Here is a 26,751-nt window from a genome sequence, read left to right on the forward strand (position 1 = left end):
ATACAACCAAAACCGAATTAAAAGAGAAAACACGGATGAGCCAAGCTATCTGTCGCATGATTGCTCAAGAACTGAATGTTCGCCCAGAGCAAGTCAACGCCGCTGTCACCCTAATTGATGATGGCAACACTGTCCCTTTTATTGCACGTTACCGCAAAGAGGTGACGGGGGGCCTTGATGATACCCAGCTTCGTACTTTGGACAGCCGTCTGTCTTACCTTCGTGAAATGGATGATCGCCGTCAAACCATCCTCAAATCAATCCAAGAGCAAGGCAAACTGACGCCAGAGCTAGAACAAGAGATCGCGCAGGCAGACAGCAAAACTCGTCTTGAAGACTTATACCTACCTTACAAACCCAAGCGTCGTACGAAAGGTCAGATCGCGATTGAAGCTGGTCTTGAACCACTCGCAGATCAGCTTTGGAATCATCCACAAACCGAGCCAGAAAGCGAAGCAAGCAAATACCTTGATGCAGACAAAGGCATCGCAGACACCAAAGCTGCATTGGATGGCGCTCGCGCGATCATCATGGAGCGCATCGCAGAAGACGCAAACTTACTGGAAAAAATTCGCAACCACTTAAATCGCAATGCGGAACTGGTTTCACGAGTCGTTGAAGGCAAAGAGCAAGAAGGCGAGAAGTTTAAAGATTACTTCAACCACAACGAGCCCCTAAGCAAAGTGCCATCGCACCGCGCACTGGCGATGCTACGCGGCCGTAACGAAGGCTTCCTGACATTGGCAATGAATGCCGATCCAGAACAGGAAGAAGGTGCTCGTCAGTCTTACTGCGAAACGATTATCGCCGACCATTATGGCGTGACGCTAAGCAGCGCACCGGCGGATACCTGGCGTAAGCAAGTGATCAGCTGGGCATGGCGCATCAAAGTATCGATGCACATGGAAACCGAGCTAATGGGCGCAATGAAAGAGCGCGCTGAAATCGAAGCGATTGAAGTATTCGCCACTAACCTAAAAGACTTGTTGATGGCAGCACCGGCTGGCCCTCGTGCAACACTTGGTCTAGATCCGGGTCTGCGTACAGGTTCAAAAATCGCGGTTGTCGACTCAACAGGTAAAGTGCTTGCAACCGAAACCATCTACCCTCACCCACCACAAAAACAATACGACAAGTCAGCACAAATCGTTGAGCAGTTGGTGCGTAAGTACAACGTGGATTTGATTGCGATTGGTAACGGTACGGCTTCACGTGAAACCGACAGCTTTGTCGCAGACGTCATCAAACGTGGCAACCTGAAAGTTCAGAAGATCATCGTAAGTGAAGCGGGGGCTTCGGTTTACTCAGCGTCTGAGCTTGCAGCAAAAGAGTTCCCGAATATGGACGTATCACTGCGTGGTGCAGTGTCGATTGCACGTCGTTTGCAAGATCCATTGGCTGAACTCGTGAAAATTGATCCGAAATCTATTGGTGTGGGTCAATACCAGCACGATGTAAGCCAATCTATGTTGGCAAAACGCCTAGATGCGATTGTGGAAGACTGTGTAAACGCGGTTGGTGTTGATGTGAACACTGCTTCTGCGGCGCTACTGACGCGCGTAGCAGGCTTATCAAGCACCATCGCGCAGAACATTGTCGACTTCCGCGATGAAAACGGTCGCTTCGAAGCACGTACAACCTTGAAGAAAGTACCTCGTTTAGGTCCTAAGGCGTTCGAGCAGTGTGCGGGCTTCCTGCGTATTATGGATGGTAAGAACCCACTTGATGCGTCTGCGGTTCACCCAGAAGCGTACCCAGTGGTCAAAGCGATTTCTGAAAAGAACAACAAAGATATCAAAGCGCTAATTGGTGATTCTAGCTTCCTAAAAGGTCTGCATGCGGTCGATTACACCGACGATAACTTCGGCGTTCCAACCATTACAGACATCATCAAAGAGCTGGATAAGCCGGGTCGTGACCCACGTCCAGAATTCAAAACGGCGACCTTTGCAGAAGGTGTAAACTCGGTATCTGACTTGGAACCGGGCATGATTCTAGAAGGCGTGGTGTCTAACGTAGCCAACTTCGGTGCCTTCGTTGATATCGGCGTTCACCAAGATGGTCTTGTGCATATTTCTGTACTGACAGATCGTTATGTGTCTGACCCACGTGAAGTGGTGAAAGCTGGCGACATCGTCAAAGTGAAAGTGATGGAAGTTGACGTGCAGCGTAAGCGTATTGGTCTATCGATGCGTATGAACGACGAACCGGGTCAAGACAACCGCAGCCAACGCTCATCAGCAGCGCCGCGTCGTAATGACCAACCGCAGCGTCGTCAGCCTCGCCGTGATGATTCGTCATCGAACAGCGCGATGGGCGGTGCGTTTGCTGCAGCGTTTGCTAAAGCGAAAAAGTAACCTTACCTAGGCTTCACCGCTAACGAGCTTTCATAACTAAAAAGAAAACGCTCCAATCAGTCAACCTGCTTGGAGCGTTTTTGTTTGAGTAGGATATTGAGTCGTCATAATACTGCTATCACTTCTGACGGGGTATGGGGAGCGACTGCATGACCATAATGAAACTTGATCACCTTCCTGCGCTTTTCCATTAATCCTTCATTGATCGCAGCATCCAAAATGCGCTTTGGTAAGCGAAAGCGGATCGCGTAGCCTTTCCCCTGGTCTTCACTATACGATTTGAGCGCAAGCAAACTAAAAAGCCGTTCTAGTGTATCTTCCGGCTCTTCTTGATAACGCGTGTCGACTTCCGTTTCCATATCATAATCAGGATGCTCTGAAGGATCCCAAGAAGACTGACGTCGGCGCTTGTCGTCACCTTTTACTTTTCGCTCTGCATTGGTTTTGGCCAATGCGACCGTTGGCGTTACAGGCTCTCGGACTTTATTGTCGCGAGCTGCTTGTTCCGTCTGCACATTCACGGATGGGGCGATCAGTGGCACACTTACGTTGGTCGGTGACACAATCATTGCGAACCCTCCTCAGAGTCGCCCAACTCGTCAATATGGCTTAGCTTTATTGGCTAATAAAACCTCACCAGCCTTTATATCGACCACTTTTTAAACAACTTGAGGTATTTCCGCTCGCACTTGCTCAATCGTGAGCAAACTCTCGGATTTGAACACAAAATTCGTCATGTTCGGTGATAAAAGGCGCATGAGAGGACTGATTAAAAACAAACTGCTGGGTATGAGGCAACTGTTCACTTAAATCGTTAGCTACTTTAATTGGCACCAACCCATCTAAACGGCCATAAAGACGCAACATTGGAACAGAAAGAGACGTCAACGCATCGCGCAGATCCACATCAGCAAGGATGTTTAGCCCAACCAACAGCGATTCAGGGTTTGGCTGAGGGCGCGATAGTACCGCTTGCTTGAGCTGTTTAACGTCTTTACGCGCTGATGGGCTGCCCATCGCTTGCAACGCCATAAAGCGCTCAATGGTCAGTGAGAAATCTTCTAGCAACTGAGAGGTGAACGCACTCAGTACATCCGGTTGAATGCCACGCCACGGTTTTTCTGCGGCAAATTTAGGTGAGCTGGCAACCGTAATCAACTTAGCCACGCGCTCGGGCATATTTAATGCCACATGCGTCGCCACTAAACCTCCGAGGGACCAACCAAGCCAAATCGCTTTCTCTGGAGCACCTTGCACCACCAAGTTAGCAATATGGTCTAAATCTTCAGCATGAGATTCGGCGCTATGTCCGTACCCCGGAAGGTCAACCACATGAACTCGGAAATAAGGTTGAAGAGACTCGACTGTCTGCTGCCATACCGCACCATTCATGCCCCAACCATGAAGTAACACCAAATCTGGTCCCTGACCAAATGACTGCCAGTGTAATTTCGTGCTCATGCTCTCAATCTCTCCCACTTATTTTATTCCCTACGGCTTCAGCCAAGCGTTAGGCTGAGTAAAATATCACCATGAATAAACGCTATGTTATCTCATCACTGGCAAAACATCATGCATCGCGTATTGAGCAGTCAATGCGGCCTGTGTCGGTTCCCTATTCAAACACCAAGCCACACAAATACTCTGCGCTGGTGCGAGCACTGTTTAAAATACCTAACTCCGGTAAAACGATGTCAACGCTGCGGTTTATCATTACAGAAAGAAGAAATGAGTACGGATAGTATTTGTGGTGAATGTCTTTCAAAGCCACCGCCATGGCAAAGGCTATACACGTTAGGCGATTACGACTTTCCCCTTTCACGGGAAGTACAACGCTTTAAAGATCACGGAGAGTCTTGGCATGTAAAAGCATTAACCGAGCAACTGGCACAGCGCATCACCACGCCAGCTCCAATCATTACCAGTGTGCCATTGCACTGGCAGCGTTACCTGCGCCGGGGTTTTAATCAAAGTGATGTTTTAGCCCGACACCTCGCCAAGCAATTGCAGACTAATTTTGATGCGAAGGTCTTTCGTCGAGTAAGGCTCGCCCAATCACAGCGTGGTAATACCAAAACAAGCCGTGAACAAAACTTAAAAGGCGCGTTTATTCTCAATAAGCGCCCTCACTCTTCCCATGTTGCCATCGTCGATGATGTAGTCACCACAGGCAGTACCGTCCGACAATTATGTCATTTACTACTTGAAGTTGGCGTAGAAAGCATCGATATTTACTGCATCTGCAGAACACCTGCTCCTCGTTCTCTCTAGATCGCTTCGCCATGCCTTAGCATCAAAAAGACTAGACCCATACGTCAACAAGAGTAGAATAGCAGCAGTAACCTACAAATTTACTCGGGTATTCGTCGTGTCAAATATTACTATTACAGAAACTGCGCAAACGCATTTCGCTAACCTTTTAGGTCAACAACCTGAAGGCACTAACATTCGTATTTTCGTTGTGAACCCAGGTACACAAAACGCTGAGTGTGGCGTGTCTTACTGTCCACCAGAAGCAGTAGAATCGACCGACACTGAACTCTCTTACAGCGGTTTTTCAGCTTACGTTGATGAGCTAAGCCTGCCATTCCTTGAAGACGCTGAAATCGATTTTGTTACCGATAAAATGGGCTCTCAGTTAACGCTAAAAGCACCTAACGCTAAAATGCGTAAAGTTGCGGACGACGCACCACTGGTTGAGCGCGTTGAGTACGTTATCCAAACTCAAGTGAACCCACAACTTGCTGGCCACGGTGGTCACGTAAACTTGGTTGAGATCACTGAAGACGGTGTTGCGATTGTTGCATTTGGTGGCGGTTGTAATGGCTGTTCTATGGTTGACGTAACACTAAAAGAAGGCATCGAGAAAGAGCTGCTAAACCAGTTCATTGGTGAACTAACCGCAGTTCGTGATGCTACAGAACATGACCGTGGTGATCACTCTTACTACTAAGAGTAAACACTGTCAGAAAATGGGAGGCTTCGGTCTCCCATTTTTGTATCGATACTGAGGTGATGCTGAGATGCTTAGCTCGACTCGTAAAATCCGCTAGAAACTCAGGCGGAGTTCTCATATATTAAGAATCTTACGCATCTCGTAAACGCCAACGACACCAAGGAGCCAGCGTCATGCCGAAACGAACCCCACCAGAGATACTCTCATGCCAGACGGTTGCAAAATCCAAACTGTTTGCTGTGGAAGCGCTCGACCTTCGTTTTTCCAATGGTGAGCATCGTACTTATGAGCGTATGAAGCCAAGTGGACGAGATGCTGTAATGGTAGTCCCTGTAACAGAACAAGGCGATTTATTACTGGTGCGTGAATACGCCGCTGGAACTGAACGTTACGAGCTAGGTTTCCCAAAAGGGCTGATTGACCCAGGAGAAACACCACACCAAGCTGCGGATCGTGAGTTAAAAGAAGAAATCGGCTTTGGCTGTAATCAGTTAACCCCGTTGAAACAAGTTATCCTCGCGCCATCTTACTTTTCGAGCAAAATGACTCTATTTTTAGGACAGGCGCTTTATCCAGAGAAGCAAGAAGGCGATGAGCCTGAACCACTGGAAATTGTGCGTTGGCCACTTGCGCAAGCCGAAGAGTTATTAACTCACATGGATTTCTGTGAAGCACGAAGCATCACAGCGCTAATGTTGGCACTGAAACACTTACCAAACACCACTCACAAGCATAACCAATAACGGTCATTAGAACCGAATAACACTGTGAGTAAGGACTATCACTTATGCCAATGACAAAAGATCTATCTCACCTACTTCCTCAAGTCATCGAGATTGCCCGCAGTGCTGGGCAAATGATCCTCGAAATATATGAAAAGAAGCAATACGAGGCCTACACCAAAAGTGACGAAACTCCCGTAACAAGTGCGGATATTGCAGCTCACAAGTTCATCACTGAACGCTTGAGTGATCTGACGCCTGACATTCCCGTGTTGTCAGAAGAAGACGCAGACATAAGCTTAGAGCAACGCGCTCAGTGGGAACGTTATTGGTTAGTCGACCCTCTTGATGGTACTCAAGAATTCATCGCTCGCAGTGGTGACTTTGCCACTATTATTGCGTTGGTCGACAACAATCGACCAACCATGGGCGTCGTTTACGGCCCTGTATCTGGCGTGACTTACTACGCTTATAATGGCAAAGGCGCCTGGAAAATTCCCGACATGTCGGACAGCGTCAAAATCCATACACACAAACACGAACAGCCAGAGCAAAGCATCGCAATTGCTATTAGTCGTCGCCAAGACATCAATCGTATTACTAACCGTATGAGCAGCGCCTGGAATTACGACTTAATACCGCTCGGTTCTGCAGCATTGAAAGCATGCCTCGTCGCGGAAGGGGCGGTAGATTGCTATCTCCGACTAGGTCCAACAGGTGAGTGGGACACCGCTGCGACACAATGCATTGTTGAAGAAGCTGGCGGACGTATTCTCAGCACGCAATTAGAACCGCTGTCATATAACGAGCGGGAAACACTAGAAAACCCGAACTTTATTGTTCTTGGTGATGCGGATTTACCTTGGAATGAGATTTTACAACGCAAAGATTAAGCGCCCTATCGGTAAAATTTAGAGCACAAAATTCTAGCAATAGAAAGGCCACGAATATCTTCGTGGCCTTTTCTTTTTGACCTTCTGTACAGCACTTGGAGTATTTGGCCTACTATGTTCCAATTGCCTGTAAAGCTGAACGAAAGAAAACAAATCAATTAAAAATCATGGCTTTAAATTTCCATTCATTCCCAATGTACAGCGAATAGAGGTTTTAGCTTACGATGATCCAAAAGCAAAAAGAGCTGCACAATAGCAGCTCTTTTAAGATATTGGATTTTGTCACGATAGGTTAGAAGCGCCCTTGGTAATTAAACTCATATTGACCTTGAGCATTCGGCTTACCCAACCATTTCAGTTGCTCCCCCATGCTGGATGGGAACTCTGCACCAGGTTTGAACCACGCTTTGGTTGAGTACCGTTGATTAGGCATCAGTTCAGCGGAAAACGCCGCAGAGACTTGTTTGCTGCTCTGCTCACCAGTTGCCGTCAATACACTATCCTGACAGTTTATATCGGCAATCACAGGACCGAGATCTAAGCTGCCAACGGGGCTTTGAATACCACTGGCATTCCATACTAAAGTGCCTTCACCGTTCTTACACCAAGGCGCAGCATAAGTCGCATGACGAATATTCAGCTCAAGCTGCCCATCAACACCAACAGGCACAGGGAGGCGCGCTTGCTCAACAACTTTTACCGCCGGAATCGAGGCAACTAAGTTTTTGGCATAAGGGCCATCACTTAAGCTATAGCCGACAAAACCGCGCCCACGAACGTCCATTTCACTACCACGACCAAAGCGCACAGCAAACTCAGCTTTACCTGTCAGTAGACTCGACCATTGGAAATCCCAATTAACTTCTCCAAGGTTCTGGCGCTGCCAACGAATACTAGCAGCTTGACCTTGCCATACCGAACCGTTGGCTCCTTGAATGTCCAGGCCTCTCACTGTTGGTGCTTGTTGTAACACCCAAGAGACTGGTAATCCCATTAAAAGACTGACTGAAAAAAAGACGATAAAGATAACAACGTAAAGTACTGCTCGCTTCACCTTAACCTCGCTTAAACTGAAGGCGGTTTACATCGATCATGCCCGCTTGCTCTGTTCGGTCGATATCTAAAAATTCGACTTCAATACCCTGTTGCTCTTTCAAGTAACGTAACCAATCCACTAGTTGATTAAACGCGAGTGGTTTGATCCACACTTGAACGCTCTCATTACGAGGTTGTACTCGAATCAACTCAACTTTATAACGACGAGCTGAAGAAGAAACCAACTGATTCAACGGTTGACTAGAGTAGCTCACACCGCTGCTTTTTCGCAGTGCAGTGATGCCATCCGCTTTATCTTGTACCCAAGCTAGCAACTGCTTTTCACTTTGAATACGTGACTGAGCTAGCTCCGCACGTTGACTCATTGGCTGTAATAAACCCCAATAAATAATACCGATAACGGCAATAGCGCCACATCCCATGACCAAACGCTGCTCACGCTGCGAGATGCTGCTCCACCAAACCTGAGCTTGAGAAATTAAATTTTTCATCATCACCTCACAAACGCTTCAAAACAAAGCTGCCAACCACAACGTTATCGCTACGGTTCAACTGACCTTGCTCAACATTAAACTTCTCTGCCAATTTCACACGAGCCTGCTCAAAAGGTTGGAAGTCTGAACTACGAGCCTGAATACGTACTTCGCCACGTTGTCCGTCGTATTTAAAGCTAGTGATCTCCAAGTCACTGACCTGACCAAGCGTCGCGGGTAATGCCGCCAACCATGACAACATTGCCTGCTGACCACTTCCACCAGATAAGCGGCGCTCTTCATCATCCATTTGTCGTTTGAGGTAACTAACGGTAGGAATGCGTCGTTTATTTGGGAACACCTGGCGGAAAATACGCTCACTCTCCTCACGATACGCTTGAGCTTGTGCTTCGTACTTATGGACCACGAGCAACTGCTGCGCAACCATAACGACGATAAGCACCCCCGCAGCAATGGTGGCTTTTTGCCAGAGCTTCCAGTATTTACCCCAAGAAGATTTCGGCTTGAAGCTCCCAGTCAGCAAATTGACTTTGCTTTCTGTCACCCCCTTCGCCAGTAAAGCCATCGTCATATCTTCTGGTTGCGGATCCCATATTTCAGGTAACGCAGATTCCGGGACCGAGCTAAAGCAATCGAGCTTCCAACCTTCATGATTTTGTAGATAAGAAGAGAGGTAAAGGTCTAACCAAGAAGCGTCGACAACCGCGCCCTCTGTCGCAGAGTGACGAATTAGCCATTGCTCGCCAATCATTGCAGCACTGCTGTGATCTCCACGAACCGGTAACGCAAGCACATCGGGTAAAATGCGTTTAATGGCGATACCTTGGCTTGAGAAACGTTGCAGTACAGTCTGAATCCAAGCACGTTCAACTGCGCAAATCTGCGCTTTATCCGCTTGTTTACCCAACACGCTAAAGTGCAGGCCATCAACGTCCTGAGCAACTTCGTCTTCCACTAAGTACGGTAACATCGCCTCGAATTGGCGTGTTGCACCAGGTGGTATATCCACTTGCGTCAGGACCACATCATTACTCGCCAACAGCGCCACAACTTGGCGCTGACCAGCATATGAGACCAATTCATCTAAGTGTTCCCACCCGGCGATTTCACCGCTAGCAATCACTTCCTGTTGATCTGTCGACCACACCACCCAAGGAATGGTACTTTGTTGTTCGCTACTCAGCCGAACGGTCAGAAACTCGCTCACTGATCCCTCCAAAACGACGGCGAACTACGGTCACCGTTTCTCTATTTGTACTTTGCAAAAGGCTTCGGATACGTACACGTGATTCATCCACCAACACTTGTGCATCCAATTCAAAAAAGGCGCTATCTACACCCAAATAGCCTTTGGCGTTTTTCTTTACATCTTCACTTAAGCCAGCCATTTCTGACTCTGCTAAAAATTCATCAATGCTATCCCACCCATCAAATGGGCGTTTTTCAATTAGCTGAATCGCATCACTACTGCTTAAGTTTGGTGAGAACATTGCCACCAAAATCGGAGCTTGCTCAACATCAATCGTATTCACGTTTAAACGCCAGTCATCACTTGGCAATGCACAGACCAACGGCTCCAATTTTTGGAAAATTTCACCACTCACCTGATAGACAGCCCGTAACTCGGAAGCATCTGCCATCCAACCATTTGATGCCAAATAGGAAGGTTTCATCGCTTCATATGTGCTGTCTTCAACCCCAGTAGTCGAACGGACAGAGTCATCAGCATCAATGTATTCCCAAGTAGAGTCTGCAATGATTTCTGCTTGATATGGCTCGACATCCAACTCTTCTAATAGGCGCTGCAATACATTCACTAAATATGGTCTTGTAATTTGCTGACCCGTTGGTTGCACACGACTCAATACATTTAGATTAAAGCACGCTTGCTTGTCTCTAATTCGTCCCGCCGCTTGACCATAATCTAACGGATAGACTTGCTCTTTTATCGCCCACGGTTGACTCATATTAATCGTGTCGGTGTCTTTATAACTTTGCTCGATACCCACTTTTGCTAGCGCCTCGACGCCAAGGCTGTACCAATACGCTTGCTGGTAATTGATTTGATTAGCACCTCGCTGAAACTGCAAGAACAAACGTTCTGACATACTGGCAGCAACCGTCGCCATAATCGCCAGCAACATCAACACTATAATCAAAGCAACACCGCGCTGACGGTTAACCATTATTGCTGTCTCCTGAACTTTCCTCTTTCTGACTCAATGTGCCATCAGGAGTGAGATAAGTGCGGACAATTTCTCCATAGTCTTTGAGAGTGAGAACAACAGAAACCGCTTTCGGCAGCGCTTTTTCTTCAGCCCACTCTTTTTTCCATTGCTTACCATCATAGAAACGCATATCAAATGACTCGACCTGCGTTAGCAATGGAGTAACAGTGCCTTGTTGCCCAACCGGCGTATCAGGGTAGCGCCACCATACTCGCTGCAGTGTTTCTTCTTTTAAGCGATAGCCAACCTTGGTTACTTCTCCACGAGGGAACTGCTGCTGAGGGTTGTGCCAACCTAAACGGGCAAACATCAGCCCTTTAGTATCGGAGTCCAACAGGTAATCGGACCAAAAAATTAGCCGGCTAGCAGGCTCTTCACCATTAGTACGTGTTTGACGCATCGCCATTTGACGAAAATCGTTATCCATCATCACCATGGCACGCTGAATTTCGTTTAAGCGTTGGGTTCGTTCTTGTGATAGCGCATTGCTACGCTGTACTTGCGATACCACTTGGTACGCTGCGACACTTAAACTGGCAAAGATGGCAATCGATACCAACACTTCAATAAGTGTAAAACCTTTTACCCTTTGGCGCGTGTTTGCGCGGGGATGATTATTGCGCCACATAGCTTCGTACCGTTACTACAGGGCTCGCGCTTTTCTCTACCGAGACGCTTACATCAAATGCTTTCAGCAATGGCTGCGTCGTGGCGACTGGCGTGACTTTCCAGAACCAAGTGCGTCCTGCCAGCTCTTCTGTGCCGTTTTTCGCTTTGAGTTCTCCGGTATTCAACATCACATTTGCCATCTGATTATCCACAACCATGGCTGCAAACATTTTTTCTTCTAGATAACTGATTGTATTAATATGCTGGCTCACAGAGCGAATGACACTGATGGCAGCGGTGGCGAAAATGGCCAGTGCGACCAATACTTCCAGTAAGGTCATGCCTCTCGTCCGGCGATGACTCAAATTGGGGCGAGCTTGCTTAAAATTGCGCATTCTCATCCTCTTTCACTTCTTCGCCCGGAGCTAATAACAAAATTTGTCCACTTTCTTTGCCAATGACTCGCCAACCGTCATTAAAGGCATCACCATTTTGCGGAAAAAAAGATAGGGTAAATGGCGTGACTTCGGCGCTGGAAAAGATAAACACTTGCGGTGGCTCAATTTTCTTTTCGTCCTCTTCTTCTGCGAACATGTCTTCATCAAAAAGAGAACCTGGTTTGAATAAGCGCTCATCATTATCCCAAGCACCACCGCCGAGTTCGAGTTGTAGCGTAATATCTTCTTCTAGCTTGGTTTTGCTCGGAATCTGCTTTAATTTCAGAGGCTGCCAACCTTCTGAGGTTAAACTCAGTAGAGCGTAGGTCGATTTGGCATCATCCACTCGAACGCCAAAATCTTTACCGCTCAGCACCGCTTCTTCATTGAGCAGCTGTAAACGCTGAAAAAAGCTTTGAGCATACTGTTTGGAAAGATCTTTTTGGCTAGTCGGTAACGTCGAGATCACGGCCACAGCCGTAAGAGATAGCAAAACCAGCACCAATAGAATTTCTATCAATGTAAAACCGTTATGTTTTCGCATTTGTTTCATTAGTGCTGGCTTAGGCTCAATTATTGGAAGTCTTGCATGTTCCAGTTGCCAATATCTGCAGCTGGGCCTTCTCCACCCTCTTGGCCATCTGCGCCTAGAGTGAAGATATCGATTGTACCGTTATCACCTGGGCTTAAGTATTGGTACTGGTTGCCCCAAGGGTCATTAGGAAGACGTTTGATGTAACCACCATCACGGTAGTTGCGTGGCTCTGGGTTAGATGGCTTACTAACCAATGCTTCTAGACCTTGGTCCGTTGTTGGGTAAACGCTGTTATCCAACTTGTACATATCTAAGGCATTTTCCAACGCGACAATGTCCGTAATCGCTTTTTGTTGGTCAGCCTTCTCTTTGTTACCCAATAGGTTTGGAACAACAAAACTTGCCAAAATACCTAGGATAACCACAACAACCATCACTTCTAAAAGTGTAAAACCCTGTTGTTTACTACGCTTAAACTTCATTTTTTTCTCCGAAAGTTAGATTAAAGCCATGCCGTTAGTAGACACGTCTTAATTCGAAATTATCCGCTCATCAAGTTATTCATTTCTAACATTGGCATCAAGGTCGCCATCACAATGAACAACACTAATCCAGCCATTAATGCAATCAGCGCAGGAGTAAACACACCCAGAGCAATATTGACTGTTGATTCAAAGTTTTGATCTTGGTTATCGGCTGCCCGCGTCAACATGCTCTCTAATTCACCACTTTGCTCACCACTGGCGATCATGTGTAGCATCATTGGTGGAAACAAGCGGGTTTGGTCCAACGCCTTACGCAAACTAGCGCCCTCTCGAACGTTATCCGCTGCAAGCAACACTTGCTGCTTCACATAACGATTAGACATAACATCTACCGCAACGCGCATACCCTCTAGAATTGGAATCGCACTGGAAGTACAGATCGAAAGCGTTCGCGCGAATCGTGCGGTATTCAAACCTCGAGAGATCTTACCTATTAGCGGTAAGCTCAAGATTTTTCTGTCCCAAGCTAAGCGAAAGTCTGGCTTTTGCAACGCCAGTTTGAGGCCATAGAAAAGCACCACCAGCACAACGAAAATAATCAGCCCCCAATCTTGCACAAACTCACTGGCTGCCAGTAAAAATTGCGTCGATTGAGGTAACTCTTGGCCCATCTGAATGATGGGTTCAATGATTTTAGGAACCACTGTCGCCAATAAGAACGAAACGATGACAACCGCGAATACCACCAAAACTACAGGATAAATCATGGCTTGAAGCAATTTAGATCGCATCTTTTGGCGGTTTTCGACATAGTCTGCCAAACGCTCTAATACGGTATCGAGGTGACCTGATTTTTCACCCGCCGCAACCATGGAGCGGTACAGTTCATCAAACACGTGTGGGTAATCGGCAAAACTGTCGGCAAGCGGATAACCCTCAGTTACTTTCGAGCGAACCGCAGCCAACATAGAACGAATCCTCGGCTTTTCAGCCTGCTCAGAGACCGCACGCAAACACTCTTCCAAAGGCATTCCTGATTGGACTAGCGTAGACAATTGCCGTGTGATGAGTGCCAGCTCAGATGTCGAGATGCCGCGCTTAAAGCTGACTGAACCTGAAGACTTAGCCGATTTAGCTTTCGTCTCGACCACTTCAATCGGGATCATCCCTTGCTCTTTGAGTCGCTGGCGCACTTGTCGGGCGTTGTCCCCTTCTATCGTGCCTTTTTTATGCTTGCCTTTTGCATCTAGCGCTTTGTACTCAAATGCCGCCATTAGGTTTCCTTCGTCACTCGCATCACTTCTTCAAGTGACGTAATACCACGACGTACTTTGCTTAAACCATCACTGCGAATACTTGGCGTATGGGCGCGAACGGCTCTCTCAATTTCTTGTTCACCAGACTCTCGATGAATCAACTCTTGCACTTGCTCATCAACCATAATGAGCTCGTGGATACCTGTTCGACCTCGGTAGCCTTTTTGGTTACACGCTTCACAGCCTTTTGCTCGGTGCAGTTCTAACGGTTCATGCGCTTCCATACCAAACAGTTTTTTCTGTTCCGCATCGGCTTCATACGACTCTTTACAGCTTGGACAAAGCGTTCGAACTAAGCGCTGCGCTAGCACCCCTAATAACGAAGAAGAAATAAGGAATGGCTCAATACCCATATCACGTAGACGCGTAATCGCACCCACTGCGGTGTTGGTGTGGAGAGTAGACATTACCAAGTGACCCGTTAAGGACGCTTGCACTGCAATTTGTGCGGTTTCTAAGTCACGGATCTCACCGACCATCACCACATCCGGGTCCTGACGCAGAATGGCACGCAAGCCGCGCGCAAACGTCATATCGACCTTTGGGTTCACCTGAGTTTGACCGATGCCATCAATATCAAATTCGATCGGGTCTTCAACCGTTAGAATGTTGCGCTCGTTGCTATTGATCTCTTGCAAGCCAGCATACAAGGTGGTTGATTTACCAGAACCTGTCGGGCCCGTCACCAAGATGATACCGTGAGGGCGGCCAATCAAGTGACGGAAGTTGTCATGCACTGAAGGTGTCATGCCCAAACTATGTAAATCAAGACGAGTCGCGTTTTTATCCAACAAACGCATTACCACGCGCTCACCATGTGAGGACGGCATCGTAGATACACGCACGTCCACCGCACGACCACCGATACGCAACGAAATACGGCCATCTTGAGGCACACGCTTTTCTGCGATATCTAGTTTAGCCATAACCTTCACACGAGAAACTAGCAAAGGCGCTAGCTTACGGCTTGGAGTCAGGACTTCACGCAATACGCCATCGACACGGAAACGAATCGAAAGGGTTTTCTCGAACGTCTCAATATGAATATCCGACGCACCTTCTTTGATCGCTTCGCCCAACATGGCGTTGATCAATTTGATGATTGGCGCATCGTCTTCCGATTCTAATAAGTCTTCATCGTGCGGCAGTTCTTCAGCCAAAGAGAAGAAATCATCGCTATCAGCACCAATATCTTCCATCAACTGACGCGCTTCAGACGAGTCGCGTTGATATGCTTCAGTCAGCTTTTTATCAAAGGCTTCTTTATCGATAGGTTGCGGTACGAAGCTTTTCTTTAATACACGACGGACTTCAACCAGAGCCGCAGGGTTAAGCGGCTCGACATAGTAAAGAATAGGTGGACGCTCAGGATGCTCTGTCTCCAGCACCAGTTTAAAGCGGTTGGCAAAACTGAATGGCAGACGACGCATACTTGGCGCTGTGTCTAACATATCAACCATTAGTTGTTTTCCATTTGATCAATAAACGCTTGAATCTCTGTTGGGTGCTGACGCTCCTGGCCAAAGGCAGGCATAACCGGGATCTTCTCGTCTGCCATCAACTTCAACCCTTGATCCGCTTTATAAAGCTGTTCTGCGCGAATAAAGTTGTATTTACGCTGCGTAATACCGTCAGCCGTCACACCATCGCGAATAATCGTCGGCTTGATGAACACCATCAAGTTACGTTTTTCTGTTTGCGTGCTAGTTGACTTGAACAGGTGACCCAGTACCGGAATGTCACCCAATAGCGGCACTTTAGACTCACTTTCAAGTGCGCGTTCATCGACCAAACCACCAAGAACCAACATCTGACCATCTTGGATCATGACAGAGGTGTTTAACTGTCGTTTAGCAAAGCGAACGTCAACCGCACCGTTTGCGCCTAATACGTTGGAAACTTCTTGTTCAATGTTTAACTGTACAGAGTCACCTTCGTTAATTTGTGGCACTACTTTGAGTTTGATACCGACTTCTTTACGGTCAACCGTTTGGAATGGGTTGTCGTTGTTTGAGCCAGCCGTAGAGCCCGTAATAACCGGAACCTCTTCACCCACAATAAATGATGCTTCGCCATTATCCATTACGGTAATACTCGGAGAAGATAGAATGTTTGAGTTGGAGTCAGAAGCAACAGCACTAATTAGCGCTGTCCAGTCACCCATGACAATACTCATTGCCGCACCATTTACTCCGCTAAGTGCTGACGCTAGCGTAGAGTAGTCACCTGATTCAGTAACATCATATGGCGTTCGTTCGCCATTAGAGTTGGTATAGTATTCAGTTCGGGTTTGATCTTTTGCTTCTTCTAGCCCAACCATCACCTGACCAATCGGGGCTCCTGAGTTACCGTACTGAATTACAGCACCCGTTTCTAATGAACCCCACTGAACACCTAGGTTAATACCATCACCTTCAGACATTTCGACAATTAACGCTTCAATAAGAACCTGAGCACGACGAATATCGAGTTGAGAAATGACGTCTTGTAATGCCATCATAATATCTGGTGGCGCTGTTAAAACTAACGAGTTAGTTGCAGCGTGAGCAGCAATGACGACCTCACCACGCGATGCACCTGATGTTTTCTGACCGGCTTGTTTTTCAGCTTGCAGGTTATCGGAAACACCTTTCAATACATCCACCAAATCTTCAGCTTTCGCATTTTTCAGGTACACAACTCGGTTGTTACCTTTTGTCGCCATTTCAACATCAAGTTGACGAATCAAACGTTTCAAGCGGGCTCTTACTTTTGGATCACCAGAAATTAAAATCGCGTTAGTACGTTCATCGGCCACAATTTTAGGTTCAAGGAACTCTGGCGTGCTTTTCTGATTCGCACTTTTATTCAGTGCTTCAACAATGCGTACCATTTCAGCAGCAGATGCATTACGCAGCTCTACCAATTCAATTTCTTTATCACCGGCTTGGTCAACACGCTTGATGATCTCTGCTAAGCGATTCACTACTGCCGCACGACCTGTGATCAAGATAATATTCGCTGGATCATAATGAACCACGTTACCGGCACCGGCGTTATCAATCAGCTGACGAAGTAGAGGAGACAACTCTCGAACCGACACATTACGCACCGCGACAACTCGAGTGATAACACTATCGCCTTGCGCGCTGCCATCACCTAACACAGGGATTGCTGAGGTTTTTGAGTCTTTTGCTTTGATAACCTTAAGTACCCCATTGTCCATTTCTACGACTGCGTAACCGTATACTTCAAGGACATTAAGGAAAAAGCTGTAGTATTGCTCTTCGTTAAGAACGTCATAGCTGCGGACATCGATTTTACCGCGTACTGAAGGATCAACAATGATGGTCTTTTCGAGGTTACGACCAACTATGTTGATGAATTCTTGAATATCAGTGCCTTTAAAGCTCGCACTAAATTCGTTTGCCATTGCACCTGGTACGCAGAGTAAACTTCCTGCTAGTAGCCAAGCACTTTTGCTGAACCAATGTTTCACGTATGTCTCCCTGAACTTACGCCGGTTGCCTAAGTCTTACAATTGGATATAGATATCGTACTGTTGGCCGTCTCGCTCAACAGTTAAATTTAATTCTTGCGGATCGCTCATCACTTGCATCAGTTGTACTGAAGAAGACGGGTCACTTAAATCGATCCCGTTCAGTTGAACCGCAATATCGCCAGGTTGTAGCCCTACATCATTAAATAATGCGGCATCACGACCAGGTGATACTCGATAACCAACAATGTCTCCGTCTTTTTTGACGGGTGAAATGGTGATGTATTTAAAAACGCTTTGTGGATCTTTCGCAATTTCCTCGCGGATTTGCTCTAATTTCTCTCCAACGTCAGACGTCGCTGCTTCTGCTCGCTGAGCTTGCGCCCTAGCTACCTGCGGCGATTCAGATAGCTTCTTATATTCTATACCTTCCATCATTAAGGTCTCGTCTCGACCTTGGTTATCAATGATGACGCGATCCACCAATACCGCTTTTAGTGTCGCACGTGTCCCTTCGATTTCTTCACCCAAACCGTACGTAGCTTGCTTACCTCGGTTAGCAATAACAGCAAGGCTGGTGTTGGCATCACTACTTGCAACCGCACCGACCAGCGTAAGGTTAAGGCGCGTCTTAGGGGCGTCTTTAACAATAGGCTGTTCTACAACCGCCGCTTTTTGCTCAGTGTATTTACCGAATAGGTTGGCATTCTGAAGGGCATTAAAATCTATCGCGTCGCCTTTATTGCTCGCAGCAACGCTACTCGCCGATGGACGCCATTGCGGCACTTCCGACGATTGAGGTATGGCTAACCACACAATTTTGCCAAGTATCCATCCGGTTATCGCAATAAACAGACAGGTAAGCAACAAGCTAAGTTTGGCTTGAATGGTATAATGATTGGACTTGATCTGAGCCAGTAGCGGTCTGCTTGATAATCCTGCACTTAGCTCTAAACGTTTCACTGAATGGATTCCTTTATTCTAACGTCCGTCATTTAAGCTATAACGATAGCTATCGACTTTAAATTGCTAAATTTGCAATAAAATTATTACTCAACAAAGAGCAGTGAACTATATCACAAGTTGTCTTTCATACCTTTTTCTTATGCAGTTTTTGCCAACTCCCTTGAAAAAAATACGCCTTGACTCCATCTGTAGGTGAATAATCCATCACTCATTGCCTTATTCGGGCAGTGATTAGATAGCGTAGTGTTCTATGAGTTCCCTAAATGAAGCCGTTAGGCTAGATAAATGGCTATGGGCCGCAAGATTTTACAAAACCCGCTCCATCGCACGTAACATGGTCGATGGCGGTAAAGTCCACTATAATGGCCAACGAAGCAAGCCGAGTAAAATCGTTGAAGTGGGCGCTGAAGTCAGACTTCGTCAAGGCAACGAAGAAAAAATCGTGATCATCGAACAAATCTCAGATCAACGCCGAGGCGCTCCCATCGCACAAACCTTATATCGCGAAACCAATGAGAGTATCGCGAAACGTGAGGAACACGCGACTCAACGTAAGCTTAATGCCCACAACCCAAGTCCGGAACGCCGCCCAGATAAAAAGCAGCGCCGAGACATCATTAAGTTCAAACACCAATAAAAGCCGGAATTACCAACGAGGAAAGCACTCCATGGCAAATAATGTTTTAAACCGCTACCTATTCGAAGATCTTTCAGTACGTGGCGAGTTGGTACAATTGGATGAAGCGTACCAACGTGTTATCTCCAGCAAGGAATATCCGGCAGCAATAGAGAAACTGCTGGGTGAGCTACTCGTTTCAACTACTCTTTTAACTGCCACTCTTAAGTTCGAAGGTTCGATCACCATCCAGCTACAAGGCGACGGTCCTGTGTCTCTTGCCGTTATCAACGGTGACCATAACCAACGTGTTCGTGGCGTAGCTCGCTGGGAAGGCGATGTTGCCGATGACGCAAACATTCACGATCTAATGGGTAAGGGCTACCTTGTGATCACCATCGAACCGAAAAACGGCGAGCGTTACCAAGGCGTCGTTGGACTAGAAGGTGACACTTTAGCAGAAGTGCTAGAAGGCTACTTTGCAAACTCAGAGCAGTTAAAAACGCGCCTATGGATCCGCACTGGTGAGCATGAAGGCAAAGCACACGCAGCAGGTATGTTGATTCAAGTGATCCCTGACGGCACTGGCTCTCCAGATGATTTCGAACATCTAGAGCAGCTCACTGACACAGTAAAAGATGAAGAATTGTTTGGTTTAGAAGCGAACGAGTTATTGTATCGACTATATAACCAAGACAAAGTACGTCTGTACGAGCCGCAACCTGTCGAGTTCCATTGTGGCTGTTCTCGTGAGCGTAGCGGTGCCGCAATCATCACCGTTGAGAAAGCTGAAATTTATGACATTTTGGCAGAAGTTGGATCAGTTTCTTTACATTGTGATTACTGTGGCACAACTTATACGTTCGACGAATCTGAAGTCACTGAACTGTATGCACAAGCTTCTACGGACAAGAAAACCCTGCATTAATTTACATAGCTTATCAAGCACGTAATTTACCCTACAAAAGGCCAGCTTAATGCTGGCCTTTTTGTGATCAACCCCTCGTAATAACTAGCCTCAAGCGTAATAAAACAACTGCTTAATTTTAAACAATTAATAATGATTTTGCCCTAGCGCAAAGGATTGCGTGCACGATAGACTATTCCCACCAATATGTGACGGGTTACCTAAAACCTTATTGAAATCATGGGTAAATTTTGAGCTATCTCCCTGTTTTCTCCCCGCCCCGTTGCTAGCATGGTGAGCAGATTAAAATTAAAACATTCTTACAAAATCCCTACAAAATCCTTATAAGGAGCACCTATGACCGTTATGGAACATACTAAGGCTGCAACACTTGATCTAACCAAGCACGGACTGCATAACGTAAAAGAGGTTATTCGCAACCCAAGCTACGAAATGTTGTTTGAGGAAGAAACGCGTGAAGACCTAACCGGTTATGAGCGCGGCGTGGTTACTGAACTAGGTGCGGTTGCCGTTGACACTGGCATCTTTACTGGTCGCTCACCAAAAGATAAATACATCGTCAAAGACGCTACGACAGAAGAACATATGTGGTGGACGTCTGATCAAGTGAAAAATGATAACAAGCCAATCACTCCTGAAGTGTGGGACGAGCTAAAAGAACTGGTCACAAACCAGCTTTCTAACAAACGCTTGTTTGTTGTTGACGGTTACTGTGGTGCAAACCCAGATACACGTTTGAGCATTCGTGTTATCACAGAAGTCGCATGGCAAGCGCACTTCGTTAAAAACATGTTTATTCGCCCGACAGAAGAAGAGTTAGCGACATTTGAACCAGACTTCGTAGTAATGAATGGCGCAAAATGCACTAATCCAAAATGGGAAGAGCAAGGCCTGAACTCAGAAAACTTCACCGTATTTAACCTAACCGAGCGCATGCAACTTATCGGTGGTACTTGGTACGGCGGTGAAATGAAGAAAGGTATGTTCGCCATGATGAACTACTTCCTTCCACTAAAAGACATCGCATCAATGCACTGTAGCGCTAACATGGGCAAAGATGGCGATGTAGCGGTATTCTTCGGTCTATCTGGTACGGGTAAAACGACCCTGTCGACTGATCCTAAACGTGCGCTAATTGGTGATGATGAGCACGGCTGGGATGATGACGGTGTCTTCAACTTCGAAGGTGGTTGTTACGCAAAAACCATCAAACTTTCGAAAGAAGCGGAGCCGGACATCTACAACGCAATTCGTCGTGATGCACTGCTAGAAAACGTAACAGTACGTGGCGATGGCTCTATCGACTTTGATGATGGTTCGAAAACAGAAAACACACGTGTTTCTTACCCTATCTACCATATCGATAATATCGTTAAGCCAGTATCAAAAGGCGGTCACGCGAATAAAGTGATCTTCCTATCAGCCGATGCATTTGGCGTACTGCCTCCAGTATCTAAATTGACACCTGAGCAAACTAAGTACCACTTCCTGTCTGGCTTTACCGCCAAACTAGCGGGAACAGAGCGCGGTATTACTGAGCCAACACCAACTTTCTCTGCTTGTTTCGGCGCGGCGTTCCTAACGCTTCACCCAACTAAATACGCAGAAGTACTGGTTAAACGCATGGAAGCAGCAGGCGCTGAGGCTTACCTAGTGAACACAGGTTGGAACGGCACTGGCAAACGTATCTCTATTCAAGATACACGCGGAATTATTGATGCCATTCTTGATGGTTCGATTGAAGAAGCACCAACTAAGCACATTCCAATCTTCAACCTTGAAGTACCAACGTCACTACCAGGTGTGGATCCTAGCATTCTAGACCCTCGCGACACGTACGTTGACCCACTTCAGTGGGAAAGCAAAGCGAAAGATTTAGCAGCGCGCTTTATCAATAACTTTGATAAGTACACAGACAACGCTGAAGGTAAATCCCTGGTTGCGGCTGGTCCTCAGATTGATTAAATCGAGTAACAGCGACGTCGCGTAAACGCAGTGAAAAGTTGGCATTAACTTATCACCTTTACGTAGGCCAAGTTACAAAAATTGCTTCAAGCCCCTCTTTTGAGGGGCTTTTTATTGAATACCACAGAATATTGATACAAGCTAAAGCCTATCTAGTTTTATTTCATAACACACGTAGGTTCTAGCAAAGATGAAAACAGCGCGTCGAGTTCTACTTCTGTTACTGGTTATCTTAGTTGCCATTCCAGCCGCTACGATTGCGCTGCTAACAACATCTTACGCGGACGCAACCTGGCGCTTGCTGTCAAACACCTTTTCTCTTCCCTTCCGGGCCGGAAGCGTGCGTTATGGCTTTCCCTATCACCTAACTTTACAACGCGTGAACACCAGCGGAGACGATGCGTCTTACATCGAGCAAGTCGATTTATGGATGAATCCCGATGTTTATCGCGATGGTAAATGGATCGTTGATAGTTTATTGATTGATGGTATGAGCTTGCAGTATGGCGCACCAAAGCTCCCACCTTTAGACAACGTTTTATTCCATCAAATCGCGCTCAAAAATATTGATTACGCCGACGAGCAGTTCTCTGCCAATGGCATTGACCTTCAAATTCAATCACCACAATGGAATGGTCATTTAATACCATATGGCGAAGTTCAACTTGCAGCTGACCAACTCTATTGGAATGGCGAAGCCTTTAATCAAGTCTTAGTCGATATAGACTACAAACCGCAAGACAGTACGCTTTATGGCACCTCTTTTAACTGGCGTAACAGTCAAATATCTGGGCAAGGGGAGCAGTATCCTCAAGGCTGGTCTTTAGTAAATGTGACCATCAACAAGCTGAAACTGAGTAATACGCAGCGCCAATCACTGCTTGCAAAACCTTGGCACGATCTACCATTTAGCATTAATCATATTAATAGCTTAGATTTGCTTAACGCCGATATTGAATGGGGCGACTGGCACTGGCAGAACTTGGATCTTTCTGTGGAAAACGCCACGCTGCCACTGTCTCTCTGGAAGACAAAAGCTCAAGTGTCATTGCAGGCGGATAGCGTTCGATTCCAGCAGCAAACCGCAATAGAGCCACGTTTGAGTGCCGCTATCGAGCCAGGAGTAATCCAGCTCAACGAGCTCAGCTTAGATTGGCAGCAAGGTCGAGTGCAAGTTTCTGGATTGTTCACGCCAACACAATGGAAGCTCAAAGAAGCCTCTATTCAAGGCCTCAAGTGGGCAACACAGCCAGAAGACAACCTAAATTGGTGGCACGCCGCCACCAGCGAGTTAGAGCATGTTGCAATCGAACGACTCGACATTGAGCGCAGCCAAATTATCCAGCTATCTCACGAACCTTATTGGCAACTTTCCGGTTTAAATATCGAAGGGCAACAGCTTGATATTAAACAGTCTGCTCAACGTTGGGGCCTTTGGCAAGGCGAATTGGAAGTCAGCGTTGTCAACGCCAGCTATGACCAAATACTCACATCTCACGCAGCACTTGCCATGCAAAGCAAAGATGGCTTTTGGCAATTGACTCGCCTTTTTGCGCCACTCGAGCAAGGCTACGTAGAAGGCATCGGACAAATAGATTTGAGTACCCCGAGCCAACCTTGGGCGCTCAACGTCAATGCTGATGGTATTCCCTTATCGCTCTTCCACGATTATTTTTTACCCGACACACTGGCTATTGATGGTTTTTCCGATCTCAGCCTCGATCTACAAGGGTTATCAGGTGATCGCAACATGCTGGCCTACAGCTTATCGGGTGAAGTGGAAGCCAATCTCCGAGATACCCGCTTGAAGTCCCAAGCGGATCATTCGCTCAAAGCCATTACCTTAAGTCCACTGCGTTTAAGCGCGCAACGAGGGGAAGTTGCCATAAAGCCGGTCACCATCTCAGGAAAAGCCATAAGTGGTAAGGTTTGGGGAACATTTGATATGGCCAACAACCCGCTAAGTGGCATTACTTATCAATTGGAAGAGTCGTGCGGAAACATTGAAGGCGATCTACTAAGTGGCGAAACCCACCGTAATGAGTGCGTGAACGCATCAAAACTGGCCGAGCCTACTGATATTGAGACTCCACAGAAAAATGAACCTTCCATCGAGCAGCCAATCGTAATTGATAACATCAATTTGGAGACTCAAGAGGAAGAGCTTTACGAAGAAGTTATCGAAGAAGATGAAGTACCCGACACGAATTCCGCAGCAGAACAAACCCTCTCACCGACAGAGCAAGAAGGTGAAACAGATAAGCGCCCAGCAGATCAGTCGGCGCTTACCCCATCAGCAACTGAGTAACTGCGAGTAGTTCGGTATCAGCATATAGGTACCGACAAAATCAACAGCTGGCGTGTCACCACTATAAATCACTACGTGAATAACGATGCGTGCTTTGCGTCCCGACTCCAATCGGTCTAGGTCACCACTGATCCCATCCAACGAAGTACTCGCCACGGGGTTTTGTTCGACTGGTTGACGATAGCGAATCGAGCTGTCGGCCAACACAATATCACCGTGCAGCCCACGCTCTTTAAGCAGCAGCCACGTCATCCCCCACCCTGTCAGGGTTGCTAAGGTAAAAGCTGACCCAGCGAACATGGTGTTATGCGGATTAAGGTTAGGATTAAGCTGCGCACAGCATTCAAACTGGTAACCCGTGTACTGGTTAATCTTGATCCCCATTTTGTCGCTAATTGGGATTTGTTGCTCCCAGCGCTGTTGAAGCTCAGTACACCATTCAGGGCGACGTAACACATTGGCCATCGGATCCAGTTGCTTCACCATTTGCTGATGGCGCACAGGGCCACGCTCATCGGTCAGCTCACCTCGACGCTCAAAGCCATTTTTTTCATAAAAGGCGATGGCATCTTCACGGGCATTACACACCAAGCGTTTCGCTCCTTCCTGGCGTGCTAACGACTCTAGTGCAACCAAAACCAGCGAACCCATCCCTTTGCTACGGCGATTATTTTTAACCGCCATATAGCGGATCTGGCCATCATTGTCCGGCGTAATGTATAAACGGCCAATCGCCATAGGACGACCTCGACCATCAACAATCATGCGGTGATGACTCATTTCGTCGTATTCATCGCGCTCTGAGCCGATCGGCATACGCCATGGCTCACGAAGCAGTTGCCAGCGAAACTGATAATACTTGTTTATCTGATTATCGGTTTTGGGAGTAATGAGTTTGAACATATCAATCCTTTGAAAGCACAACACTAATCAGTGTCGGAAAAATTACTCCAAGCCAATTCCATGAGCTTGGAGTTAAAGCTTAGACTATGGCGCCTGTGTTACCAGATTAGACCTGCAACCAAAACGTCACAGGACCGTCATTCACCAAGGACACTTTCATATCGGCAGCGAAGCGGCCACGCTGTGTGGGTAAGACTTCTTCACACAAGTCAGAAAAGTAATCATACAAGCGCTCTGCATCAACAGGATGCGCACCGCGAGAAAAGCCAGCTCGCGTGCCTTTTTTTGTATCCGCAGGCAGCGTAAATTGAGAAACCACCAGCACTTTACCTTCCACCTGTTTAACGTTCAGGTTCATCTTGCCTTCGTCATCTTCGAACACACGGTAGGTTGTAACACGCTCCATTAAACGCTTTGCTTTAGCTTCATCGTCGTCCTTCTCTACGCCCAATAAGACCAGCAGACCACGATCAATTTCTCCTACGACTTCACCATCCACGCGGACGGCTGCTTCACTGACTCGTTGAATTAGCGCTATCACTACTCTCGCTTCCTTCATCTGTTAACTGAGATTCAGCGGTCGAGTGTATCATGTCTAAATCTTCACTCCAGTGCTCTCGCTCACCAAGCGCAGCCGTAACTTCCGCCCCCAATAACACGATCATCCAGCATAAATACACCCAAACAAATAAGATAGGAATCGCCGCTAACGCGCCGTAGATGAGCTGATAAGACGGAAACTGAGTGATGTAAAGCGCAAAGCCTTTTTTACTCAACTCGAACAGTATCGCGGCGACTGCTGCCCCCATGGCACCATGAGCGAGGTGTACTTTTTTATTCGGCACTAGAATATACAAGCCAAGAAAAGCAAAAAAGGACAGCAACAACGGTAGCCAACGCAGAAATAAATTAAACGCACCAGATAATGTCTCGTTCTCTAAAATTTGCAGCGAAGTCACGTACGACGTCGCCGCAATACTCGCACCGACCATGATCGGCCCTAACGTGAGTACCATCCAATACATAGAGAATGAAAAGACTAAACGGCGCTTGTCTTTAACTCGCCAAATGTAGTTTAAGTTCTTATCAATGTTGGAAATCAGCATGACCGCTGCGATGAATAAAAACCCACCGCCAACCGCGCTCATTTTGCCCGTATTCGCCACAAATTCCTGTAATGCCGTATGTACAGCTTCTCCAGAAGCTGGCACAAAATTCTCAATAATGTAGCCTTGCAGCACCTCACCAACGTTCGCAAAAACGGGAAATTTCGACAATATTGATAACAATACCGTCAGCATTGGCACGATGGATAACAAGGTAATGTAGGCAAGATAGCCCGCGTTCACATTCACACGGTCATGCGTTAATCGCTTAAGAAGATACTTAAAAAACGCGACGCAACTTGGCAGTAGATTGATTAATCTCGCCTTGTAACTCTCTGATAACTGGTTCATAGTTCATCCCATAATTAGCGCCGAGGACATAAGAATGCCTTA

General features: G+C 46.8%; 26 protein-coding genes. 9 read left to right on the forward strand and 17 right to left on the reverse strand.

Annotated elements, in window-relative coordinates:
* Nucleotides 1-35 precede the first annotated feature (35 nt).
* Nucleotides 36-2,357 carry a Tex family protein gene (locus tag R7H07_RS13560; RefSeq protein WP_206959426.1) on the forward strand — a complete coding sequence of 774 codons (2,322 nt, stop codon included), beginning with the start codon at nt 36-38 and terminating at the stop codon, nt 2,355-2,357.
* A gap of 104 nt (nt 2,358-2,461) precedes the next feature.
* On the opposite strand, the gene R7H07_RS13565 is transcribed toward R7H07_RS13560, so the two are convergent.
* Together R7H07_RS13565 and bioH are read right to left on the reverse strand one after the other, a co-directional pair.
* Nucleotides 2,462-2,926 carry a hypothetical protein gene (locus R7H07_RS13565; RefSeq protein WP_005379316.1) on the reverse strand — a complete coding sequence of 155 codons (465 nt, stop codon included), beginning with the start codon at nt 2,924-2,926 and terminating at the stop codon, nt 2,462-2,464.
* A 124-nt stretch (nt 2,927-3,050) separates the two neighbouring features.
* Nucleotides 3,051-3,818 carry a pimeloyl-ACP methyl ester esterase BioH gene (gene bioH / locus R7H07_RS13570; RefSeq protein ID WP_047103874.1) on the reverse strand — a complete coding sequence of 256 codons (768 nt, stop codon included), beginning with the start codon at nt 3,816-3,818 and terminating at the stop codon, nt 3,051-3,053.
* A gap of 84 nt (nt 3,819-3,902) precedes the next feature.
* Here bioH and R7H07_RS13575 point away from each other — a divergent pair, with 84 nt between their 5' ends.
* The 4 genes from R7H07_RS13575 to cysQ all read left to right on the forward strand — a co-directional run bounded on the left by R7H07_RS13575 (nt 3,903) and on the right by cysQ (nt 6,928).
* Entirely contained in the window at nt 3,903-4,628 is a 726-nt protein-coding gene (locus R7H07_RS13575; protein WP_033905914.1) for an amidophosphoribosyltransferase, read from the forward strand.
* Nucleotides 4,629-4,725: 97 nt separating this feature from the next.
* Complete coding sequence (gene nfuA / locus R7H07_RS13580) at nt 4,726-5,310, forward strand: Fe-S biogenesis protein NfuA (protein ID WP_005379313.1); 585 nt, start codon at nt 4,726-4,728, stop codon at nt 5,308-5,310.
* Between the two features lie 176 nt (nt 5,311-5,486).
* Complete coding sequence (nudE, locus tag R7H07_RS13585) at nt 5,487-6,056, forward strand: ADP compounds hydrolase NudE (RefSeq protein WP_005379309.1); 570 nt, start codon at nt 5,487-5,489, stop codon at nt 6,054-6,056.
* Nucleotides 6,057-6,100: 44 nt separating this feature from the next.
* A complete protein-coding gene (cysQ, locus tag R7H07_RS13590; RefSeq protein ID WP_005379308.1) occupies nt 6,101-6,928 on the forward strand; it encodes a 3'(2'),5'-bisphosphate nucleotidase CysQ in 828 nt (275 codons plus the stop codon).
* A gap of 292 nt (nt 6,929-7,220) precedes the next feature.
* Here cysQ and R7H07_RS13595 read toward each other — a convergent pair whose 3' ends face one another.
* From R7H07_RS13595 to gspC, 12 genes are read right to left on the reverse strand one after another with little or no spacing between them, the layout of a single operon-like run.
* The gene (locus R7H07_RS13595; RefSeq protein ID WP_017635007.1) at nt 7,221-7,982 is read right to left on the reverse strand and encodes a type II secretion system protein N; all 762 of its coding nucleotides are present in this window, start codon (nt 7,980-7,982) and stop codon (nt 7,221-7,223) included.
* A gap of 1 nt (nt 7,983) precedes the next feature.
* Nucleotides 7,984-8,475: a type II secretion system protein M gene (locus tag R7H07_RS13600; protein WP_005383002.1), complete on the reverse strand. Its 492-nt coding sequence runs from the start codon at nt 8,473-8,475 to the stop codon at nt 7,984-7,986.
* Nucleotides 8,476-8,482: 7 nt separating this feature from the next.
* Entirely contained in the window at nt 8,483-9,685 is a 1,203-nt protein-coding gene (gene gspL / locus R7H07_RS13605; RefSeq protein WP_206959427.1) for a type II secretion system protein GspL, read from the reverse strand.
* The gene (gspK, locus tag R7H07_RS13610; RefSeq protein WP_005379302.1) at nt 9,654-10,664 is read right to left on the reverse strand and encodes a type II secretion system minor pseudopilin GspK; all 1,011 of its coding nucleotides are present in this window, start codon (nt 10,662-10,664) and stop codon (nt 9,654-9,656) included. Before gspK ends, gspL begins: the two co-directional genes overlap by 32 nt.
* Entirely contained in the window at nt 10,657-11,334 is a 678-nt protein-coding gene (gene gspJ, locus R7H07_RS13615) for a type II secretion system minor pseudopilin GspJ (RefSeq protein ID WP_005382998.1), read from the reverse strand. Before gspJ ends, gspK begins: the two co-directional genes overlap by 8 nt.
* On the reverse strand, nt 11,321-11,710 hold the full coding sequence (gene gspI, locus R7H07_RS13620) for a type II secretion system minor pseudopilin GspI (protein ID WP_017635009.1): 390 nt from the start codon (nt 11,708-11,710) through the stop codon (nt 11,321-11,323). Before gspI ends, gspJ begins: the two co-directional genes overlap by 14 nt.
* Complete coding sequence (locus R7H07_RS13625; RefSeq protein WP_017635010.1) at nt 11,697-12,296, reverse strand: prepilin-type N-terminal cleavage/methylation domain-containing protein; 600 nt, start codon at nt 12,294-12,296, stop codon at nt 11,697-11,699. The genes gspI and R7H07_RS13625 overlap by 14 nt, the downstream gene beginning before the upstream one ends.
* 29 nt (nt 12,297-12,325) lie before the next feature.
* Entirely contained in the window at nt 12,326-12,769 is a 444-nt protein-coding gene (gspG, locus tag R7H07_RS13630) for a type II secretion system major pseudopilin GspG (RefSeq protein WP_005379298.1), read from the reverse strand.
* Nucleotides 12,770-12,828: 59 nt separating this feature from the next.
* Nucleotides 12,829-14,046, reverse strand: a complete 1,218-nt coding sequence (gene gspF, locus R7H07_RS13635) for a type II secretion system inner membrane protein GspF (protein ID WP_033905910.1) — start codon at nt 14,044-14,046, stop codon at nt 12,829-12,831.
* Nucleotides 14,046-15,548 (reverse strand): type II secretion system ATPase GspE, encoded by a 1,503-nt coding sequence (gene gspE / locus R7H07_RS13640; protein WP_033905909.1) that lies wholly within the window; start codon nt 15,546-15,548, stop codon nt 14,046-14,048. The genes gspF and gspE overlap by 1 nt, the downstream gene beginning before the upstream one ends.
* Nucleotides 15,548-17,566: a type II secretion system secretin GspD gene (gene gspD / locus R7H07_RS13645; RefSeq protein ID WP_005379295.1), complete on the reverse strand. Its 2,019-nt coding sequence runs from the start codon at nt 17,564-17,566 to the stop codon at nt 15,548-15,550. Before gspD ends, gspE begins: the two co-directional genes overlap by 1 nt.
* A gap of 36 nt (nt 17,567-17,602) precedes the next feature.
* Entirely contained in the window at nt 17,603-18,529 is a 927-nt protein-coding gene (gene gspC, locus R7H07_RS13650; RefSeq protein ID WP_005379294.1) for a type II secretion system protein GspC, read from the reverse strand.
* A gap of 253 nt (nt 18,530-18,782) precedes the next feature.
* Between gspC and hslR the strand changes: the two genes are divergently transcribed.
* The 4 genes from hslR to R7H07_RS13670 all read left to right on the forward strand — a co-directional run bounded on the left by hslR (nt 18,783) and on the right by R7H07_RS13670 (nt 24,349).
* The gene (gene hslR / locus R7H07_RS13655) at nt 18,783-19,169 is read left to right on the forward strand and encodes a ribosome-associated heat shock protein Hsp15 (RefSeq protein ID WP_005379292.1); all 387 of its coding nucleotides are present in this window, start codon (nt 18,783-18,785) and stop codon (nt 19,167-19,169) included.
* Nucleotides 19,170-19,200: 31 nt separating this feature from the next.
* Nucleotides 19,201-20,076 carry an Hsp33 family molecular chaperone HslO gene (gene hslO, locus R7H07_RS13660; protein ID WP_005379290.1) on the forward strand — a complete coding sequence of 292 codons (876 nt, stop codon included), beginning with the start codon at nt 19,201-19,203 and terminating at the stop codon, nt 20,074-20,076.
* Nucleotides 20,077-20,412: 336 nt separating this feature from the next.
* The gene (pckA, locus tag R7H07_RS13665) at nt 20,413-22,041 is read left to right on the forward strand and encodes a phosphoenolpyruvate carboxykinase (ATP) (protein WP_005379288.1); all 1,629 of its coding nucleotides are present in this window, start codon (nt 20,413-20,415) and stop codon (nt 22,039-22,041) included.
* Nucleotides 22,042-22,231: 190 nt separating this feature from the next.
* Complete coding sequence (locus R7H07_RS13670) at nt 22,232-24,349, forward strand: AsmA family protein (protein WP_206959428.1); 2,118 nt, start codon at nt 22,232-22,234, stop codon at nt 24,347-24,349.
* Here the strand turns inward: R7H07_RS13670 and R7H07_RS13675 are convergent.
* The 3 genes from R7H07_RS13675 to R7H07_RS13685 all read right to left on the reverse strand — a co-directional run bounded on the left by R7H07_RS13675 (nt 24,335) and on the right by R7H07_RS13685 (nt 26,709).
* Entirely contained in the window at nt 24,335-25,252 is a 918-nt protein-coding gene (locus R7H07_RS13675; RefSeq protein ID WP_005379283.1) for a bifunctional GNAT family N-acetyltransferase/hotdog fold thioesterase, read from the reverse strand. The two genes, R7H07_RS13670 and R7H07_RS13675, sit on opposite strands and share 15 nt — an antisense overlap.
* 106 nt (nt 25,253-25,358) lie before the next feature.
* Nucleotides 25,359-25,793 (reverse strand): D-aminoacyl-tRNA deacylase, encoded by a 435-nt coding sequence (gene dtd, locus R7H07_RS13680; protein ID WP_005379282.1) that lies wholly within the window; start codon nt 25,791-25,793, stop codon nt 25,359-25,361.
* Nucleotides 25,765-26,709 (reverse strand): virulence factor BrkB family protein, encoded by a 945-nt coding sequence (locus R7H07_RS13685; RefSeq protein ID WP_005379281.1) that lies wholly within the window; start codon nt 26,707-26,709, stop codon nt 25,765-25,767. The genes dtd and R7H07_RS13685 overlap by 29 nt, the downstream gene beginning before the upstream one ends.
* Nucleotides 26,710-26,751: the final 42 nt, after the last annotated feature.

Source organism: Vibrio sp. Vb1127 (assembly GCF_033338735.1).
GTDB classification, from domain to species: domain Bacteria; phylum Pseudomonadota; class Gammaproteobacteria; order Enterobacterales; family Vibrionaceae; genus Vibrio; species Vibrio alginolyticus.